The sequence below is a fragment of the Neolewinella sp. genome (genome assembly GCF_965214665.1).
GTDB lineage: Bacteria > Bacteroidota > Bacteroidia > Chitinophagales > Saprospiraceae > Neolewinella.
This window is the reverse complement of sequence record NZ_OZ243970.1, coordinates 197,148-213,018: the sequence shown is the minus strand read 5'-3', so window position 1 is coordinate 213,018 and position 15,871 is coordinate 197,148. Positions and strand designations below refer to the sequence as shown.

The 15,871-nt window shown below is 62.1% G+C and carries 11 protein-coding genes; 2 read left to right on the top strand and 9 right to left on the bottom strand.

Features of this window, described 5'->3' with window-relative positions; all coding sequences use genetic code 11:
* Positions 1-58 precede the first annotated feature (58 nt).
* Both ACOOHD_RS01235 and ACOOHD_RS01230 read left to right on the top strand, forming a co-directional pair.
* Complete coding sequence (locus tag ACOOHD_RS01235) at positions 59-2,215, top strand: DUF6923 family protein (RefSeq protein WP_420459749.1); 2,157 nt, start codon at positions 59-61, stop codon at positions 2,213-2,215.
* Positions 2,216-2,353: 138 nt separating this feature from the next.
* Positions 2,354-2,830 (top strand): Hsp20/alpha crystallin family protein, encoded by a 477-nt coding sequence (locus tag ACOOHD_RS01230; protein ID WP_420459748.1) that lies wholly within the window; start codon positions 2,354-2,356, stop codon positions 2,828-2,830.
* Between the two features lie 183 nt (positions 2,831-3,013).
* On the opposite strand, the gene ACOOHD_RS01225 is transcribed toward ACOOHD_RS01230, so the two are convergent.
* The 9 genes from ACOOHD_RS01225 to ACOOHD_RS01185 are packed head-to-tail and all read right to left on the bottom strand — an operon-like array spanning position 3,014 to position 15,867.
* Positions 3,014-5,008: an alpha-galactosidase gene (locus ACOOHD_RS01225; RefSeq protein ID WP_420459747.1), complete on the bottom strand. Its 1,995-nt coding sequence runs from the start codon at positions 5,006-5,008 to the stop codon at positions 3,014-3,016.
* A gap of 9 nt (positions 5,009-5,017) precedes the next feature.
* Complete coding sequence (locus ACOOHD_RS01220) at positions 5,018-7,081, bottom strand: glycosyl hydrolase 115 family protein (protein WP_420459746.1); 2,064 nt, start codon at positions 7,079-7,081, stop codon at positions 5,018-5,020.
* A 6-nt stretch (positions 7,082-7,087) separates the two neighbouring features.
* Complete coding sequence (locus tag ACOOHD_RS01215) at positions 7,088-8,080, bottom strand: mannonate dehydratase (protein WP_420459745.1); 993 nt, start codon at positions 8,078-8,080, stop codon at positions 7,088-7,090.
* Complete coding sequence (locus tag ACOOHD_RS01210; protein ID WP_420459744.1) at positions 8,081-8,824, bottom strand: RraA family protein; 744 nt, start codon at positions 8,822-8,824, stop codon at positions 8,081-8,083.
* A 10-nt stretch (positions 8,825-8,834) separates the two neighbouring features.
* Entirely contained in the window at positions 8,835-9,683 is an 849-nt protein-coding gene (locus ACOOHD_RS01205; protein WP_420459743.1) for an SDR family NAD(P)-dependent oxidoreductase, read from the bottom strand.
* The gene (uxaC, locus tag ACOOHD_RS01200) at positions 9,661-11,088 is read right to left on the bottom strand and encodes a glucuronate isomerase (protein ID WP_420459742.1); all 1,428 of its coding nucleotides are present in this window, start codon (positions 11,086-11,088) and stop codon (positions 9,661-9,663) included. Before uxaC ends, ACOOHD_RS01205 begins: the two co-directional genes overlap by 23 nt.
* Complete coding sequence (locus tag ACOOHD_RS01195) at positions 11,085-12,767, bottom strand: sodium:solute symporter family transporter (protein WP_420459741.1); 1,683 nt, start codon at positions 12,765-12,767, stop codon at positions 11,085-11,087. The genes uxaC and ACOOHD_RS01195 overlap by 4 nt, the downstream gene beginning before the upstream one ends.
* Complete coding sequence (locus ACOOHD_RS01190) at positions 12,768-14,204, bottom strand: GH39 family glycosyl hydrolase (RefSeq protein WP_420459740.1); 1,437 nt, start codon at positions 14,202-14,204, stop codon at positions 12,768-12,770.
* Complete coding sequence (locus tag ACOOHD_RS01185; RefSeq protein ID WP_420459739.1) at positions 14,194-15,867, bottom strand: RagB/SusD family nutrient uptake outer membrane protein; 1,674 nt, start codon at positions 15,865-15,867, stop codon at positions 14,194-14,196. Before ACOOHD_RS01185 ends, ACOOHD_RS01190 begins: the two co-directional genes overlap by 11 nt.
* Positions 15,868-15,871: the final 4 nt, after the last annotated feature.

Genomic DNA, 15,871 nt, shown 5'->3' with positions numbered 1-15,871 from the left:
TCTGTACGATCTGATTGCGGGTACAACGAGCGGGCACCTCATGAAAAACTAGCCTACCATGCGCGTGTCACTGACCTTCGCAGGGGTCTTTCTACTCTCCCTTATGGCCCACAGCCAGAGCCCTATCCCCTTTGCCTGCTCCGGAAATGACGGCTTCGGGTACTATATCTCCTCGGCTACCAGTACCACGCAAAGTGGGGTACTGCGGATTTCCGACTCGCGCCTGAGTCGACTCACCACTGCCACCGGAGATCGCACCACCGTTTGCACGGCGGCTCAACTGGATATATCCCTCAACGCACTGGCGTTCAATCCGCAGGACAACTTCCTGTATGCCGTATCGCGCTTCGACTCCTCGCAGTTTTCTGGAAGACTTTACCGGATCGGGGCCAACTGCGCCCGGCAGGCCATTACGGTGAACGGTATCCGGCAATTCGGTACAAATAATGCTCAGACGGTCGACAACAACGGGGGGGCCATCGGTTCGGGCACCTTTGACCTGGAGGGCAACTACTACGTCAACACCTCTTATGCCCTCACCAATTCGACGGGCTTCCGCAATCGGATTCAAAAGATCAACATCTCTTCCGGCACCACCGCTACCGTAGAGAGCACCGCCACCCTGACCTGTCCCTCCTGTCAGGACGCCGGCGACAATAAGTTGACGATTACCGACATCATCTTCGATGAGACTACCGGCACACTCTACGGCAGTAACCGGCAGCGAAATGCGCTCTACCGCATCAATAGTGCAACGGGAGTCATCACCCCCGTGGGCGCCACGGGCATAACTAATACTATCCTTGGCCTATACAAAAACCGCTTCGGTGCCGTGCGTGCCATCGACTCTGAGGGTATCATTTACTCCGTCAACCTCAGTACCGGTGCCTTTACCCAACTGTCGGTAGCCAATGACATCCGCAGCGGCAACGCCGATGCCGCCTCGGGCTGCTACGCCCCGGCCGTGCTGTCCGGCAACGTGTTCGTCGATGCCAATGGCCTTACCGATGGTACGGTCAACGGTACGGGTACGGGGGTAGCGGGCACGGTGCCGCTTTTTGCTACACTGATCCAATTAAATAGCGTAGTGGCTTCCGTAGCCGTCAACTCGGATGGCACCTACGCCTTCGAGGGCGACTTCGAGGGAGATCACCAGGTGCGCATCGGTCGTAACCAGGGCACGAAAGGAGCCGCTACTCCCACCCAGAGCCTGCCGGGTACCCACGTGTTCACGGGAGACAACATCGGTACCGCAGCGGGCAGCGACGGCTCGCCCAACGGCCGACTTTCCTTTACCCTCGCCCTCGGAGATAACCTTTCGGACATCAACTTTGGCATCAATACTAAGCCCACGGCGGAGGACGTCGATGGCGACCCACAAACCAACCCCGGCGGTACCAGTCGCGTACAGGTACCTACGCTCGTAGTTGCCGACGCGGAGGACGGTACCCCCACCACAATCCGGATAACTCAGATCCCCGACGCCACCACGGAAGGCGTGCTGTACTACAATGGTTCGCGCATCAACAGTGCCCGCAATGTCTCGAACTACCAGCCCGAGCTACTCCAGTTCGACCCGGTAGACGGCCAGATCGTAATCGACTTCCTATATGCAGCGCGCGACCGGGCCAACACCCAGAGTAATCAGGCGACCGTAACGATGGACTTCAGCAGTACCCTGCCCATCTTGCTGGTCCACTTCAGCGCCGCCTACGAGCGGCAGGCAGTGCGGGTAGACTGGGAGACGGCCACCGAGTTCGATACGGACTACTTTATCGTGCAGCGCCGGGCCGCCGCCGGGGAATTCAGTCAAATCGGGCGGGTACAGGCCACTGGCTATAGCAATGAGCTGTTGCGGTACAGCCTCTTGGACCAGCAACCGCTACCGGAGGCCTACTACCGGCTGGTAGACGTCGACTTCGACGGAACGACTACCTACAGCAGCGCCGTGTACGTAACGAGTGAGCAGGCCGATCTACCACAGCTCTACCCCAGCCCCGTCGTGGATCAGTTGACCATCACCTACACCAGTAGAAAACCCGGTCCCTTAACCGCTAATTTTTATAGTGTATCGGGCCGACTACTGCTCACCAAGCAACTTACCGCCACTAGGCAGACCCTACCGCTAGGTGGCCTACCCGCTGGGCTATACAGCGTGGTCATTACCGACGGTCAGGGCAGCCGAATATCGACACACCGAGTGATGAAGCGGTAAACTACCAGCACCGCACCCGCGGCACCGCCCGCAATTTTTTCAGTATTTCTGAAATATTGGCAGTTTGTGAACCTCGTGCACGAAAGTTGCTGTTTTACGGGTGGTAATTTCATTCTTACACCCTCAAAACACTACAGCATGAGAACCAATAGTTTGCTTCCCGCCATGTCGCGTTTCCTGGACGACGACTGGAACAACCTCTTCGAGTGGCGCAACCGCAACTACAGCAGTAGCACTACGACCCTACCCTCCGTCAACGTGAAGGAGACGGGCGATGAGTTCGTCGTAGAGATGGCCGCCCCCGGTATGAAGAAGGACGACTTCGACATTCAGCTCGACAACAACATGAAGGACGACTTCGACATTCAGCTCGACAACAACATGCTCACTATCCGCAGCGAGATGCGTAATGAGAACAACGAGCAGGACGAGGACGGTAAGTACTCGCGCCGCGAGTTCAGCTACCAATCCTTCCAGCGGTCGTTTAACCTGAACAATCAGGTGGTAGACGATGCGAATATCCAGGCTACGTACGAGGACGGTATCCTGCGCCTGAACATCCCGAAGCGGGAGGAGGCGAAGGAGAAGCCGGCCCGGCAGATTCAGGTGGCCTAGATTGGGTTGCTTGAGTTGATGACGGCGGATGTTCCTTTGGGGATGTCCGCCGTTTTTGTTTGGGAGGGGGGAATTCACCACAGATGGCCTAGCGGCCACACAAAGGGTTTCGCAGAGGTTACACAGAGCCGTCGGCAACAGAGTTAATCAGAGGACCAGCACCTAGCGGTGCTGCGAGAGATACTACCGAAACGTATAGCGGTAGAGAGCGAACGAGCGTGGCTGGGGTAAGGTGAGGGAAAGCTCCCCTGCCAAACTCACCATCAGCGTGGCTTTCGTGCCGTGCCCAATCAGGGGTTGAAGGGTGACTTCGCGCCCGGGGGGCAGTCCCATGGCTACCCGCGCACTTTCCCGCTCGTTATATTCCCGAAATACCAGGAGTAGGCCGGTACTATCACTGGTTTGAGTACGAAAGCCGGTCCAGGCGGTGCCGTCGGGCTCCTCGCCGATGGGTAGGGTGATGCCGGTGTGGAGGTCCTGGAGGTAGGGGTGAAATTGGTGGATGATGCTGTCGCGCTGGTCTTCCAGGCTGAGGTTGCTGCCCTCCATCCAGGCCAGGGGCTGGGCTACGGCGGTGGTGGCGAAAAGGTAGGCGAGGTCGTAGGTGGCGGGGGCCAGGGGGTCGCCGGGAGGGTATTTGCCGAGATTGCGGCGGGGGTTCAGGAGCTCGATCTGGAGGCGGGCGGGGGGCAGGTAGTGGGCGAGCTGCCAGAGGTTGCGCAGCGTCCAGTGGGGGTAGTACTTGCCCCAGTCGGTGTAACGGTTTTCGAGGAAGACGTTGCCGTAGTCGGTAAGGTAGAAGTAGCCGCCGCGCTGACCGGCGGTGACGTCAAGGTTGAACACGACCCGGCCATCGGTACCGGCGCGCACCGCGTCGAGCAGGCGGCGAAAGTTGCGGTCGCTTTGCGCCGTGGGCAGGTCCACTCCGTCCATTTTGAAGGTGCGGATGCCGTAGTCTTCGTAGAGCCCGATCAGTATCGCGGCGTCGCGCTGCCAGGCGGCGTAGTCGTTTTCGCGGCTGGCGTTGAACCAGAGGCCGATCTCCATACCGAGCTCCCGGGCGCGTTCGACCACCGGGGTCAGTCCGTGCGGGAAGCGCTCGGGATGGGGCACCCAGTCTTCCGTCTCCCAGTACCCCCAGCGGTCGCCGGCGGTGGAGGCGGAATTCTTGGAGAGCCCGGCTTGCCAACCGTCGTCGATCTGAAAGTGAGTAATGCCGAGGGCGGCGGCAATTCCTAGTTCGCGTAGCACGAAGTCCTCGTTCACCTTGCCGTCCTGGCCACGGTCGCCCCAGGTGTTCATCAGCACCATCTCGTCGCGTTCGGCCAGGTAGCGGTAGCTGGCCAGCTGGTAGGCGCGTAGGGACTCCAGGGCGGGGTCGCGGGTGCAAAGTCCGATGGAAAAGCCGTACCGGTGGCCCGCCACACTGAGCCGGTCGAAGCTGAAGGCGAAATCGTAACCGGCATCGTCCAGTTGGCTCTCCCCCAGCGGCGCCTCCCGGAGCAGCCACAGGCCCTCGTCGGTAAGTGTGCTGCGTGCGATCAAGAGATTACCCCGGGTGCGGGTGGTGCCGTTGAAGAGCAGGTGCTCGTCGCGCTGCACCAGATCGTTGTGCCCGTCGGTTTGATCGGTGAACCGCACGGTGGTCAACTGCCAGTGGCGGCCGGGGAGCCTTATGTTAAAGGCTGCACTCCCGATAGCCATCGGGACTCCGCCCGCTTGTGCCGCCTTTTCTACCCCGTTAGCATCGGTTGGGGCGGACACGTTCTGTTGCTCGGTCGCACCCATCAGTTGCTGCCCGCCCTGTAGGGCCACCACCCCGTCGAAGAGGCGGAAGGTGCGTTCCAGGGTATCCGCTCCGCTGGTCTGGGTGAGGCGTAGTAGAGTGTGGGCCGAGCGGTAGGCGGTGGCGGGGATGCGTTGCTGCTCGGTTTTTTCCAGGCGTACGGTGGCTTCCTCCGGCCAGTCGAACAGGGACTGTGAGGTATCAAAAGTAAGCGTCCGGTCGTACCGGAGATCGGTGATGCGGTGTAGGTACACCCTACCCTGGCGGGTTTGCAATTCGAAGCGGCCGGTGCCGTTGTCGAGTACGAGGAGGGTGTCGCTGGCCGGGAGTTGGAGGGTGGCCAGTACGAGAAATACTAAAAGGAGCGATTTGACTAAGGTCCGGCGGTGCATGGGGTAAAGTTAACTGCTCGGGGCGATCCGGCGGGCCACCTCGCCAGTGCGCTCCCGCAGGCCCGGCAGGTTCATCTTCCGATCTCCCCGATACCAGTGTTCCCACTTACCGTGAGCAGCCGCTTCTTTAGCGTCCGCGGTAGCGGCCAGCTCGCGCTCCGCCCGGCGTAGTAGCTCAGCGGCCGCCGCTAAGTCATTCGTTTGGACGGCAGACTCGGCCTGCATGACCTGCTCAAGCCAACGGCCGATGGCCAGTTGGATGTGGATGTGACTCTGTAAGTTGTCGACCGCTAGTTGCCGTTCGGCTCCGTCTAGGTGTGTCACCGCTACTTCCGTCAGGCTATCCGCCCGCTCGAAGGCCGCCAGCTGCTCGCGCAGGCGGTACAGCAGGGTATCGGCCGGGGTACCCCCAGTTCCGCGGGCTCCGCCGAGGGCGGCGTGGAAGGGGTCGGGCTGATTCTCGTTCGTTGTCGCTTGTGGAGCCGGTGGCGTGTAGCCTTCCTTCGCAATCCGCTCGATCTCGCGCAGGATGTTTTCTCCCCTGTACTTCGACTGCCCGTCCAGGAAGCCCGGCATTTGCTGCTCGCCAAACAGGGCGTAGCCGTCGTAGTAGGCGGTATAGGCTTCCGTGACCGCTCCGGCAGCTTCGGCAAAGCGTTCGTCAGCCCAGCGGGCCAGGAAGTCGTGGCCGTCGAAATCCTCCATCGCCCACAGCATCTCGGCGGAGGCAGCCAGGCCGGGCAGGAATTCCCGAATGTTGGACACGTTCATGATCGCGTAGTCGTGGGCACCGTGGGTATAGGCCTCACGCATCACTTTACCGGTTTGCCAGGGCGGAATAGCTTGCGCCAGGTGCGGTCCCCAGCTCCAGAGCTGGTGGTGGTAGTACACGCCGTACTGGCGGCCGGCCTCCCGTTCGGTGTCGTAAAAATCGGCCTGCCAGTACCAGCCGGAGTTGTTGTCGGCAAAGACGGTGATGACGTCCTCGGGAATGTCCAGCAGCCCGCGCTCATTGAAGTAGGAGCCCTCGGCCCAGAGCGTGGTGGTCATCAGGGGGGCCTCCTGGCCGGTCACCTCCGTGACAATCTCCCGCTGCCGGGCCATGGCGTCGGAGATAATACCGGCCCGGTCGGCGTCGGACTGGGGCACGCCGGGGTCGGCCATCCACATCGGTCGGTCGCCGAAGCCGCGCAGGCCTACCTGCCAGATCACGTCGGGGTACTCCGCCCACAGCCCCGCGTAGTGCCGCCACACCTCCTCCACCCGTTCCGGCTCGCTATAGTAGCTGAAGAGCGGCTCCTCCCCCCGCTCCGCCCAGTAGTTCTCGTAGGTAAAGGCGCTCACCCCCAGCGGCTCGATGTGGTGCATGGAGAGGTAGAGCCCCCGGCGGGCAGCCTCGTCAACCAGAGCCCGTTCGGGCGGATTGCCAATGTCCAGAAAGCTAGCCGGGATGATCAGGTTAAAGCGCAGGCGCACGGCCGCCTCCACGACGTGGGCCATCGCTTCGGGGTTGACCACGTCGCCGTAGTAGCGGTAGCGGATGTTGCGCTTCCCGCCGCTGTCCATCCATTCTGTGAGCAGGTCCTCGTCGTTGATGAACCAGCCGCGGAAGTCAAAATCCGGCTCGCCGCTGTCGTAGTTTAGAGGGGCTAGCGTGAGATCGGCCTGCGGCTCAGGTTCCAGTCCGCTCCAGAAGTACAGCGGGTCCACCCCCAATTGGTGCTCGGCCAGGTAGTACACGCCGTGCATCAGGGCGCGGTCGCTGGTGCCATGAATGGTGATTTCCTCACCGGTGATCTCCACATGAAACCGCTCGGGGTGTTCGGTGCTGCTGGTGTCGAGCGCAAGGACAATGCAGGGCTGGCAGGCGGCACGATCGGCGGTGATCGCGGGCCGGTGTCCCGTGATCTTTTCCACGTCGCTCGCCAGGTCTTCGGCGGCTAGCTGAAGGTAGGGGGCGGTGGTGGGCGGCACGAAGATGCTTGCACCCGCGTCCCCGCCTAGGGGAAAGCCGGACGGCCCCAAGCAGGAGAATCCGAGCAGGAAGAAAATGAAAAGGGGTAGATAGTTCATGATCGATCAGTTGACGGCAATACCGCTGGCTTCGCAAATGCCCCGCAGGTAACCCAGGGCGAAAATTTTACCGGTCATCTCGTAGCCGACGGAGGTGCTGCTAGCAAAGGCCCCCTGGACCTCCCCGTACATGGCCGGCGCATGATCCGGCCGCAGCGGACCGTCGAAGCCGTGGGCGTGGTAGTGCCGCAGCATCCCTACCATGTCGGTGGGCCCATTGTCGTGGAAGGTTTCGCGAAAATCTTCGGGGGTACCCTCGATGTCTCGCAGGTGGAGAAAATGAACCTTTCCTGCTTTGAGCCAGGGGGTGCTTATTTTTATCAGGTCTTCCCCCATGGCCCGAAAGGTGGCCTGGCAGAAGGTGAGGCCGTTGCTGGGGCTCTCACGGTGGGCCAGCACCCGGTCGCAGGCGGCGGCGCTGGTCAAGATGCGACCCACCCCCCGCAGCGGACTCAGGGGCGGATCGTCGGGGTGTAATGCCAGCTGAACGCCTTCCTCCTCAGCCACCGGAAGCACGGCGTCGAGGAAGTAGAAGAGGTTTTGCCAGAGGCGATTTTCGGAGATACGTAGTTCGGGGGCAAGGTCGTCCCCAACATCGGCCAGCCGGAACTCGCTCACCTGCGCCCCGCCCCGCGCCGGCACATCCACCCGCGTGCGGTACCAACCTAGACTGGCCATGAAGTTGTAACAATGCATACGGATGCCTAGCCGGCCCATGTTATGAAGCAGTTGACGGTAGCGGTCGATGGCCTCATCGCGAGCTGCCGTACCCAGCTTAATGGGCTGCATGTCGAACTGATCGCCCTCCAGACCGTAGACCGTAAAGCCGGCCTCTCGAAAGCGCCCGACGACGGTTTCCAGCGCCCGGTAGTTGTAGGGGGGTGGTAGTCCGCTGAGGTCGCTGGCGGCCTTGGTGATGACCTGCCGTACGCCGACCTGGGCGGCCAGCGACCACTTACGGTCGTCTTTCGTGGCGGGGAGGAGGGCAGTGAAAATCATCTAAAAGTAGCCACCCTTGTCCATGATGTCCTGGGCCGACTCCCCCTCGGCCACCCAGCCAAAGATCTTCTTCTCGTTCTCGCGGATCTCCTCGGCGCGGGTGAGCACGTCGTAGGCCACGGCGCGGGGTACTACGAGCACGCCGTCTACGTCGCCGACGACCACATCGCCGGGACGAATGAACACCCGCCCGATCTGGATCGGGATCTGAAAGTGGGTGATCAGGCAGCGACCCAGGCTACCGTTGCTGGAGCGGTACTTGTACCAGACGGGGAAGTCCGCCCCCACGATCTGGTGGGTATCACGGATGCCCCCGTCGATGGCCGCCGCACGGATGCCCTTACCCTTTGCCGTAGCGGTCATGACGCCGCCCCAGGAGGTGCTTTCCTCGTCGCCGCTGGTATCGTAAAGTACGAAGGCGTTGGCGTGCATGGCATCGAGCATCTTAGTGCGAAAGCCCATCTCGCCACTGACTAATGTGCTGGGGGCGCTCTTAACGGTGAAGGCGAAGCCGGCCACGGTCTGGTACTCCCGCAGCGGGCGGATACGGTGCGGCAGGGCCTGGTCGAGCAGGGTGAACTCGCGCAGGACGTCATTGATCGCTCCGGCGTAGAGCTGCTCGTAGCGGTGGAGGAGTTCTTCGTCAGGGATAGGGAAGGTCACTTCCGGCACACCTTCGCGGGCTGCAATGAGGCGCTCGAGATTCATCATGCCGACCTCTTTTTTGTACTGTTCTGTACTCATTGTCTACGCTTTAAACTCCAGAATCCGCCAAAAAGCCACCGTCGACGGGGATAGTGACGCCGGTCATAAAGCCGGCCGCATCGTCGTCCAGCAGCCAGTTCATGCAGCCGATGAGCTCGGGGGCCTCACCGAAGCGCTTCATGGGCGTCTGGCGGATGATGCTCTCGCCGCGGGGACTATAGCCCTCTTCGGTAAGCAGGAGCTTACGGCTGCGGTCGTTGAGAAAAAAGCCCGGGGCAATAGCGTTGACGCGCACGCCGGCCGGGGCCAGGTAGGTGGCCAGCCACTGGGTGAAGTTGGCCACGCCGGCCTTCGCCATGCCGTAGGCCCCGACGCGGCTGAGGGGGCGAAAGCTGTTCATGCTAGCGATGTTGATGATGGCCCCGCTGCCCCGCTCGGCCATCGCGCGGCCGAAGGCGTGGCAGGGGATGACGGTGCCCATGGTATTGACCTCCAGCACCCGGCGGAAGGTGTCCATGTCGAGGTTGAAAAATCCGCGGGTCTGTCCATCGTCGCGGCCATTGAGCTCGGCCGGGTCGTAACTGTTGGTGGTGGTGACGGCCTCGGCTTGGTTGCCTCCGGCCCCGTTGATCAGGAAGTCGACTTGGCCGTAGGCGGTAAGGGTAGTCTGCACGGCAGCCTGTACGGCGGCCTCGTCGGTCACGTCGGCCAGGGCAATGGTGCACTCCCCGCCGGCAGTGCGGATGTCGGCAGCGGTGGCCTTGAGTTTTTCGCGGGTGCGACCGAGTAGTACGACGCGGGCACCGTCGGCGGCCAGCTGACGGGCCATTTCGGAGCAGAGGGTGCCGCCGGCGCCGGTGACGACGGCGACTTTATTATTCCATTTGGTATGGGGCATGGGTAGGTGTTTTGGTGTCAAGCCAGCGGCGGGCATTGCCGTAGCAGATGTTCATGACGGCCGCATCGAGCCAGGGGCCATCGGGTGGTAGGCGTTCACGCTGCACCCACTCGCCGAGCAGGTTGCAGAGGATGCGGCGGAAGTATTCGTGGCGGGAGAAGGAGAGTAGACTGCGGCTGTCGGTGGTCATGCCGATCCAGTGGTGGAGCAGCCCGTAGCTGGCTACCGTATCCAGGTGATCGCGGATGCCGCTGAGCTGGTCGTTGTACCACCAGGCGGGGCCAAACTGTACCTTGCCGGGCCGGCCGTCCTCGGCGAAGGAGCCGGTGAGGCTGGCGAAGGCGGCGTTGTCGGCCGGATTGAGAGTGTAAAGCACAAGGTCGGGCAGTCCCCCACCCCGCTCGATGGTGTCGAGCAGGGCGGCGATGCTAGTGATATCCGCTGGATTACCGATGCTTGCGTAGCCGCCCGCCCCGCCGGCCAGCTTCCGTAGGCGGGCACTGGTGCGGCGCTGGGCTCCGACGTGTAGTTGTAAGCCCCAGCCGCGGGCGGCGTAGCGCCGCCCGAGGGCTACGAGGAGATAGTCGCGTAGATTATGCTCCCAGTCCTCCACGGGCGTTTCACCATGCAGGATGGCCAGGAAGCTTTGCGCCGCCCGCTGCTCGTTGGGTTCGGTAAAGTGAAAGCCGGAGTTTAGCGCGTGGTCGGCCAGTACACAGCCGACCCCGGCAAAGTCGTCCAGGCGGCGGTCGACGGCGGCGAGGTAGGTTTCCAGATCGGTGATCTCTAGGCTAGTCGCTGCGCTCAGCTCGTTCATCCAATCGTGGAAGCGGGACGAGCTGACGTTCACGATACTGTCGCCACGCAGGGAGGGATACACGTCGACCATCCGCTGTCGGGTAGCGCGCCGGTGCCGGCTGACGTCACTGAGCAGGTCGTCGGAGGTACAGACCGTGGTGACCCCCAGATCGTTGAGTATGCGCAGGGGGCGGAAGCGTTCGTCGCCGAGTTGGGCGGTAGCCTCCTGCCAGATTTCGTCGGCGGTATCGGGGTTGAGGGGGGTATCGATGCCGAAGTGCCGTTTAAGTTCCAGGGCGCTCCAGTGGTGGAGGGGGTTACCCCAGGTGGCGGGTACCGTAGCGGCCCAGTGATCAAACTTCTCGCGGTTGGCCGCCTCCCCCGTAATGCCCCGCTCGGGAATGCCGTGGATGCGCATGGCCCGGTGCTTGTAGGGGTCGGGTTTGATCCAGAGCTCGGTCAGGTCGGTGAACGGCCGGTTGTCGGCCAGCATCGTGGGGTCGAGGTGGTTGTGGTAATCGACGATGGGCAGCTTACTGGCTACCTCGTGAAAGAGCCTGCGCCCCACCGCATTGTGCAGTAAAAAATCGGGATGGATCAGGCTCATAGGTCAAGGGTTTGGGTGGCTGCTCCCCCGGGCAGGCGGCGGTATAGCAAAAACAGTAGTCCGGCTAGCACCAGGCAGCCGATGCCCCCGGCTAGGGCCATCCGCCCGCTTTCTGCCCCCCAGCTCGGTGCGCTCATAGCCACAAAGAGCGCCCCCACGCAGCTCAGCGCGATGACGAACAGCAGTAATAGCATACGTTGGAAGGCGGGCTCGATGTTCGGTTTATCGGCCGCGGCTACTGGAGTTTGCAATTGCTCGAAAAAACGTTGCACCCGCGCACGCGCCCCCCTGTCCTGCGGAAGGAAAACGGAAGCCAGGAAAATACCGGTACACACCACAATGGTCAGCCCCGTTGCCGCCTCCCAGCTTACCTGCGGGAGTGCGTTGAAGGTAAGCCCCGTCGCCACCCCCGCCAGCAAGGAAGCCGTAGCCCCCGTAGCCGTAGCTCGCGGAATCAACACCCCCAGCACGATAGGGATCACCAGCGGAATGGCAAAGAGCCCCGTAAACAACTTGCTGGCCTCGAACGCCCCCCCGAAGCGCTCCACGAACAGCGCCCCCCCGATGATGAGCCCCCCCACCAACAGCGTCGCGTAGCGGGCCGACCGCATGAGCTCGTACTCGGTAGCGTCCGGACGAAAGATGCGCTGGTAGATGTCCTTGGTCACCACGCTGGCCATTACGTTGTACTCCGAGTCCAGGCTCGACATCGTAGCCGCAAACATAGCCGCCAGCATGATACCCATGATGCCCGCCGGAAGCAGCTGTAGCGCCACGCCCACGTAGGCCATCTCCGGATTGTCCAGCCCGGGAATGATGGCCGGCGCAAGTAACGGAGGCAGCAGCCACAGTGGCGGGAAGATGAAGAACAGCGCCGCCGTCAGTAGCCCCATCTTCCGCCCCGCCGCCTCATCGCGCACGCTGTAAAAGCGCTGAATGAAGGCCCAGTTACCGTTGTTCTTAATGGTGAACATCACGTAGTACACCGCCAGGAAGAGCAGCTCACCCCGCGACCCGCCGAAGTAGCTCAGGTGCCCCGGCCGCGCCGCCTCGATGCCCGCCCAGCCCCCGGCCGCTTCGTACGACAGGGGCACGAGCAGAAAGGTCGCCGTGATGAGTACCACGAACTGCACCACGTCGGTCATGACCACCGCCCAGAGCCCGCCTACGACGGTGTAGAGCACCACTACGATGCCCGCCAGTAGAATACTCGTATCCAGGCCTAGTGGTGTAGCTGCCGACAGGAAGACCCCGATGGCGTATAGCCGTACCATGTTATCCAGCACCCGAAAGCCAAGCCCGCCCCAGCTGAACAACTGCCGCACGGCCGGTGAGAAGCGCTCCTCCAGAAATTCTACCGGACTGGTAATCCCCGCCCGCCGCCAAATCTTGGCAAACACAAAGGCACCAATGAGGGTAGCCGGCACGGCGCACCAGATCACGGTCACGGCCACCAACCCGTCCTCGTAGGCAATACCGGCATGGGCCACGAAGACGAAGGCCGAAAACAGACTCATGAAGTTACTGATGCCGCCCACGTACCAGGGGATCGCACTGCCGCCCTTAAAGTAGTCGGCTACGTCTTTGACGAAGTAGCCCAGGCTCAGGCCCATGCCCGCCATGATCACCATGTACACGCCGATGGCGACGTAGTCGAGCGTCTGCAGGGTAGCGATCATCTAGCGGGCGGTGACGGATGAGATGGCGCTCCGCTCGGCGATCAGCAGGGGGGAGTCGTAGACCGGCAGGTCGTAGAATTCATGGCCGGCATCCGTGCGGCGGTGGTAGCTTTTAGAGATATCGTACACCACGCCGGTGCGCAGGTCGACGTATACCGGGTCGCCAAAATTGAGATCGGCGAAGGTGAAGTCGACCGCCGTGGTGCCATTGTGGTCACTGGGCACGTTGTCGCTGAACCATAGGGCTACCACCGGGGCGCCGGCGCGCTCGAAGCCGTAGACCTGCAGGCCGTGGTAGGTGTCCTCGGTGTAGCGCAGGGTGTCCATCGTTTCCAATCTCGCATCGAAGACACTGACCATATGCTGCACGGCCCGGTAGGCGTGTTTGGGCCGCACGACCTGCTTGTCGTCGTCAGTCAGCAGTAGGCCCTTGCGGTTGATCTCGTCAGGGTACTGGAGATCTACGATGCTGAAGATGTTAGTGCCGATGCCGTGGGCGCGATCGTTGAGCGCCCGGCGCAGGAACCACTTGGCCTGGCTCAGTTCGGTCCATTTGTAGCCGCGTAGTGCCTTGGTCTCCCGGTACTCCGAGGGGGCGCCGTTCTCGCCCTGATAAAGCCCAATGCGGTCGCTGTACATGGCCACGGTATCGCGCAGCCGCTCCACGGCGGGGTCCTGGTCATCGGGATTCCGCGAGTAGGGGTGGTAGGCGACCAGGTCCACTAGGCTGAGCTTATCCTGCCGCTGCAATTCGGCCAGGCCCTGCCCTACGTAGTCGGCGTCGACCCCACTCACCGCGAAGGCGATGATCGTAGCCTCTGGCTGGCGCTCGCGGATGATGTCTCCCGTGGCGACCAGCAGCTTAGCGTAGTCTTCGGGTCGGTTTTTACTGCGGTCGCCCTTCCAGGCATTGTTGGGTTCGTTCCACACTTCCCAGGTGTCGACTACGTCGGCGTAGCGATCGACTGTGGCGCGCACGTAATCCTGCCAGGCCCTGTAGGCCTCTCCGCTACTGGGCAGGGCACCGCTCAGCCGTATACCGCCACCCCCGCGGTAGAGCTCGTTGCCGTAGCTCAGCGAGAGCCAAGGTTTGACCCCCCGTTCCACCAGGTCACGCACGATATGGTCGAGCCAGGTGAAGTCGTACTCCCCCATCACCTTCTCCGTTTTCGCCCAGCCCGACTGTAGCCGGATCTGAGTAATGCCCAGCGGCTCCACGTACTCCTTCCAGTTGTCGTAGAGGGTGTAGTCACGGTCCATCGTCTCGCCGCCGACGCTCCAGGGGTAGCCCGTGACCTCGTGGGTGGGGACGGGGCGTAGCGTAGTCGAGAAGGGCAGGTTGATACTCACTTCTTCCCACTGCGGCAGGGTGTCCTGGGCGGGGGCGCGGGTGCAGTGCAAGCAGAGAAGGGCCAGGCCGAGGACTCTAGTAGCCATCGTTCTGGGGTAGATTTCCTGTAGTATTGGCCTCGATTTCGCGGAGCGGGATGGGCCACAGGGCGTTGTAGTCCTGGATCTCATCGCCATTGTGGTCGTTGTACCGGCGTACCCGCTCGACGAGGGTGCCCGTACGGTGCAGGGTGATGCGGCGCTGCTCCTCCAGGCTCAACTCGCGGGCCCGTTCGTCGAGGATGTAATCGAGCGTTACGTCGCCAGCCGCTACTGGCGTGGCCTGCGCACGATTGCGTACCACGTTGATATCGTCGGCCGCAGCCTGGGCGTCGCCGGCCGCCAGATGGGCCTCGGCGCGCAGCAGGTAGGTCTCGGCCAGGCGCATGTAGTACTGGTCGGTGTAGGTCGCCCCGGCGCTGGCGGTGAGCAAAAAGATGGACGGATCGGCGTACAGGGCCGGCGGGTGGTTCATCGGTGTGGTCACCTTGGTGAGCCAGGGGTAAAAGCGCCAGTCGCTGGACTGGATCACCGTGCCCGGAAAGTCGATCGCGCTCTGACCGAAGAAGGCCGAGGAAGGATCGTTGTAGATGAGGGTGCGCCGGTAGTTGTGGTTCGCGTTGCGGATGTCACTGTCAAAGTCGCTCGCCCAGAGATCGTTCTCGAACCAGTCAGTGGGTTGCATGAAACTCACCCCCCGTCCCCCGCCGTTGAGATCACCTACCCAGCTCAGCATGCCCGAGTTGCCATCAGGATCATTGAGGGTGAAGACCGCCGGGGCGTGGAAGCGCTCGAAGCGGTTGCTGCTGATGCCCCCGGTACTGGTGAGTAGGCCGCCCGGTATGTCCGTCTCCATCTGCGCCACCCAGATGGCCTCGGTGTTACCGCCGCTGCGGTTTTGGCTACCCTTGCGGAACAGGTCGTAGTACACGTCAAAAGTGTCCACACCGGCGCTGATACCAAAGCGCTCGGTCATCAGTGCGGTGGCCGGGTCGTCGATCACGGCGGTGGCGGCGGCAATGGCCAGGTCGTTCTGCCCGGTGGTGATGTAGGTCTCGGCCAGCAGTTGCTGGGCCACCAGGGCGTGTAGCCGTCCATCGGGCACTTCGGTAATGCCGGGCAGGTTATCACGGGCGAAGGTCAGGTCCTCGATGATCTGGGCGAGCACCTCGGCACGCGGTGCCCGGGTAAAATCGGTTCGCGGGGAATTAATGGCATCAAGGTAAAGTGGCACGTCACCGTAGAGGTACACGAGGTAGCGGTACGCCAGGCCACGGAAGAGTCGACTTTCGGCCTCGATCAGCGTTGCCTGCTCGGCCGTCAGCTCGGCGGCTTCCAACTGGGCCAGGATGAAGTTGACCGAAGAGACGATCTTGTACCAGCGCTCCCAGTGCCAGTTGACAAGGCCGGAGGTAGGATTAAACGCACTGGTGTAGTCACCGACCCTACCGACTGAATTAGACAGCCGCGCGTCCTTCATCATATCCGTCCCGTAGTGGTGGGCGTAGCTGAAGTCGTCTTCGCTATAGTGCGTCGTACGCACCCGGGCGTACAGGTCGTAGAGCGAGCTCTCGAACTGCTCGAAGTTTTGGAAACTGTTGTTAGGGCTGAAGAAACTCAGCGGCTGCTCTTCGAGGAACTCATCTTCGTTGCAGCCGGCGGCGGCTACGGTAAGTATTAAAATGAATAGTAGGTACTTACTGGTGGGCATGATG

Bases quoted from the DNA above. Each gene is read 5' to 3' on its own strand.
- ACOOHD_RS01235 (WP_420459749.1), top strand. From the start codon at position 59: ATGCGCGTGTCACTGACCTTCGCAGGGGTCTTTCTACTCTCCCTTATG.
- ACOOHD_RS01230 (WP_420459748.1), top strand. From the start codon at position 2,354: ATGAGAACCAATAGTTTGCTTCCCGCCATGTCGCGTTTCCTGGACGAC.
- ACOOHD_RS01225 (WP_420459747.1), bottom strand. From the start codon at position 5,008: ATGCACCGCCGGACCTTAGTCAAATCGCTCCTTTTAGTATTTCTCGTA.
- ACOOHD_RS01220 (WP_420459746.1), bottom strand. From the start codon at position 7,081: ATGAACTATCTACCCCTTTTCATTTTCTTCCTGCTCGGATTCTCCTGC.
- ACOOHD_RS01215 (WP_420459745.1), bottom strand. From the start codon at position 8,080: ATGATTTTCACTGCCCTCCTCCCCGCCACGAAAGACGACCGTAAGTGG.
- ACOOHD_RS01210 (WP_420459744.1), bottom strand. From the start codon at position 8,824: ATGAGTACAGAACAGTACAAAAAAGAGGTCGGCATGATGAATCTCGAG.
- ACOOHD_RS01205 (WP_420459743.1), bottom strand. From the start codon at position 9,683: ATGCCCCATACCAAATGGAATAATAAAGTCGCCGTCGTCACCGGCGCC.
- uxaC (WP_420459742.1), bottom strand. From the start codon at position 11,088: ATGAGCCTGATCCATCCCGATTTTTTACTGCACAATGCGGTGGGGCGC.
- ACOOHD_RS01195 (WP_420459741.1), bottom strand. From the start codon at position 12,767: ATGATCGCTACCCTGCAGACGCTCGACTACGTCGCCATCGGCGTGTAC.
- ACOOHD_RS01190 (WP_420459740.1), bottom strand. From the start codon at position 14,204: ATGGCTACTAGAGTCCTCGGCCTGGCCCTTCTCTGCTTGCACTGCACC.
- ACOOHD_RS01185 (WP_420459739.1), bottom strand. From the start codon at position 15,867: ATGCCCACCAGTAAGTACCTACTATTCATTTTAATACTTACCGTAGCC.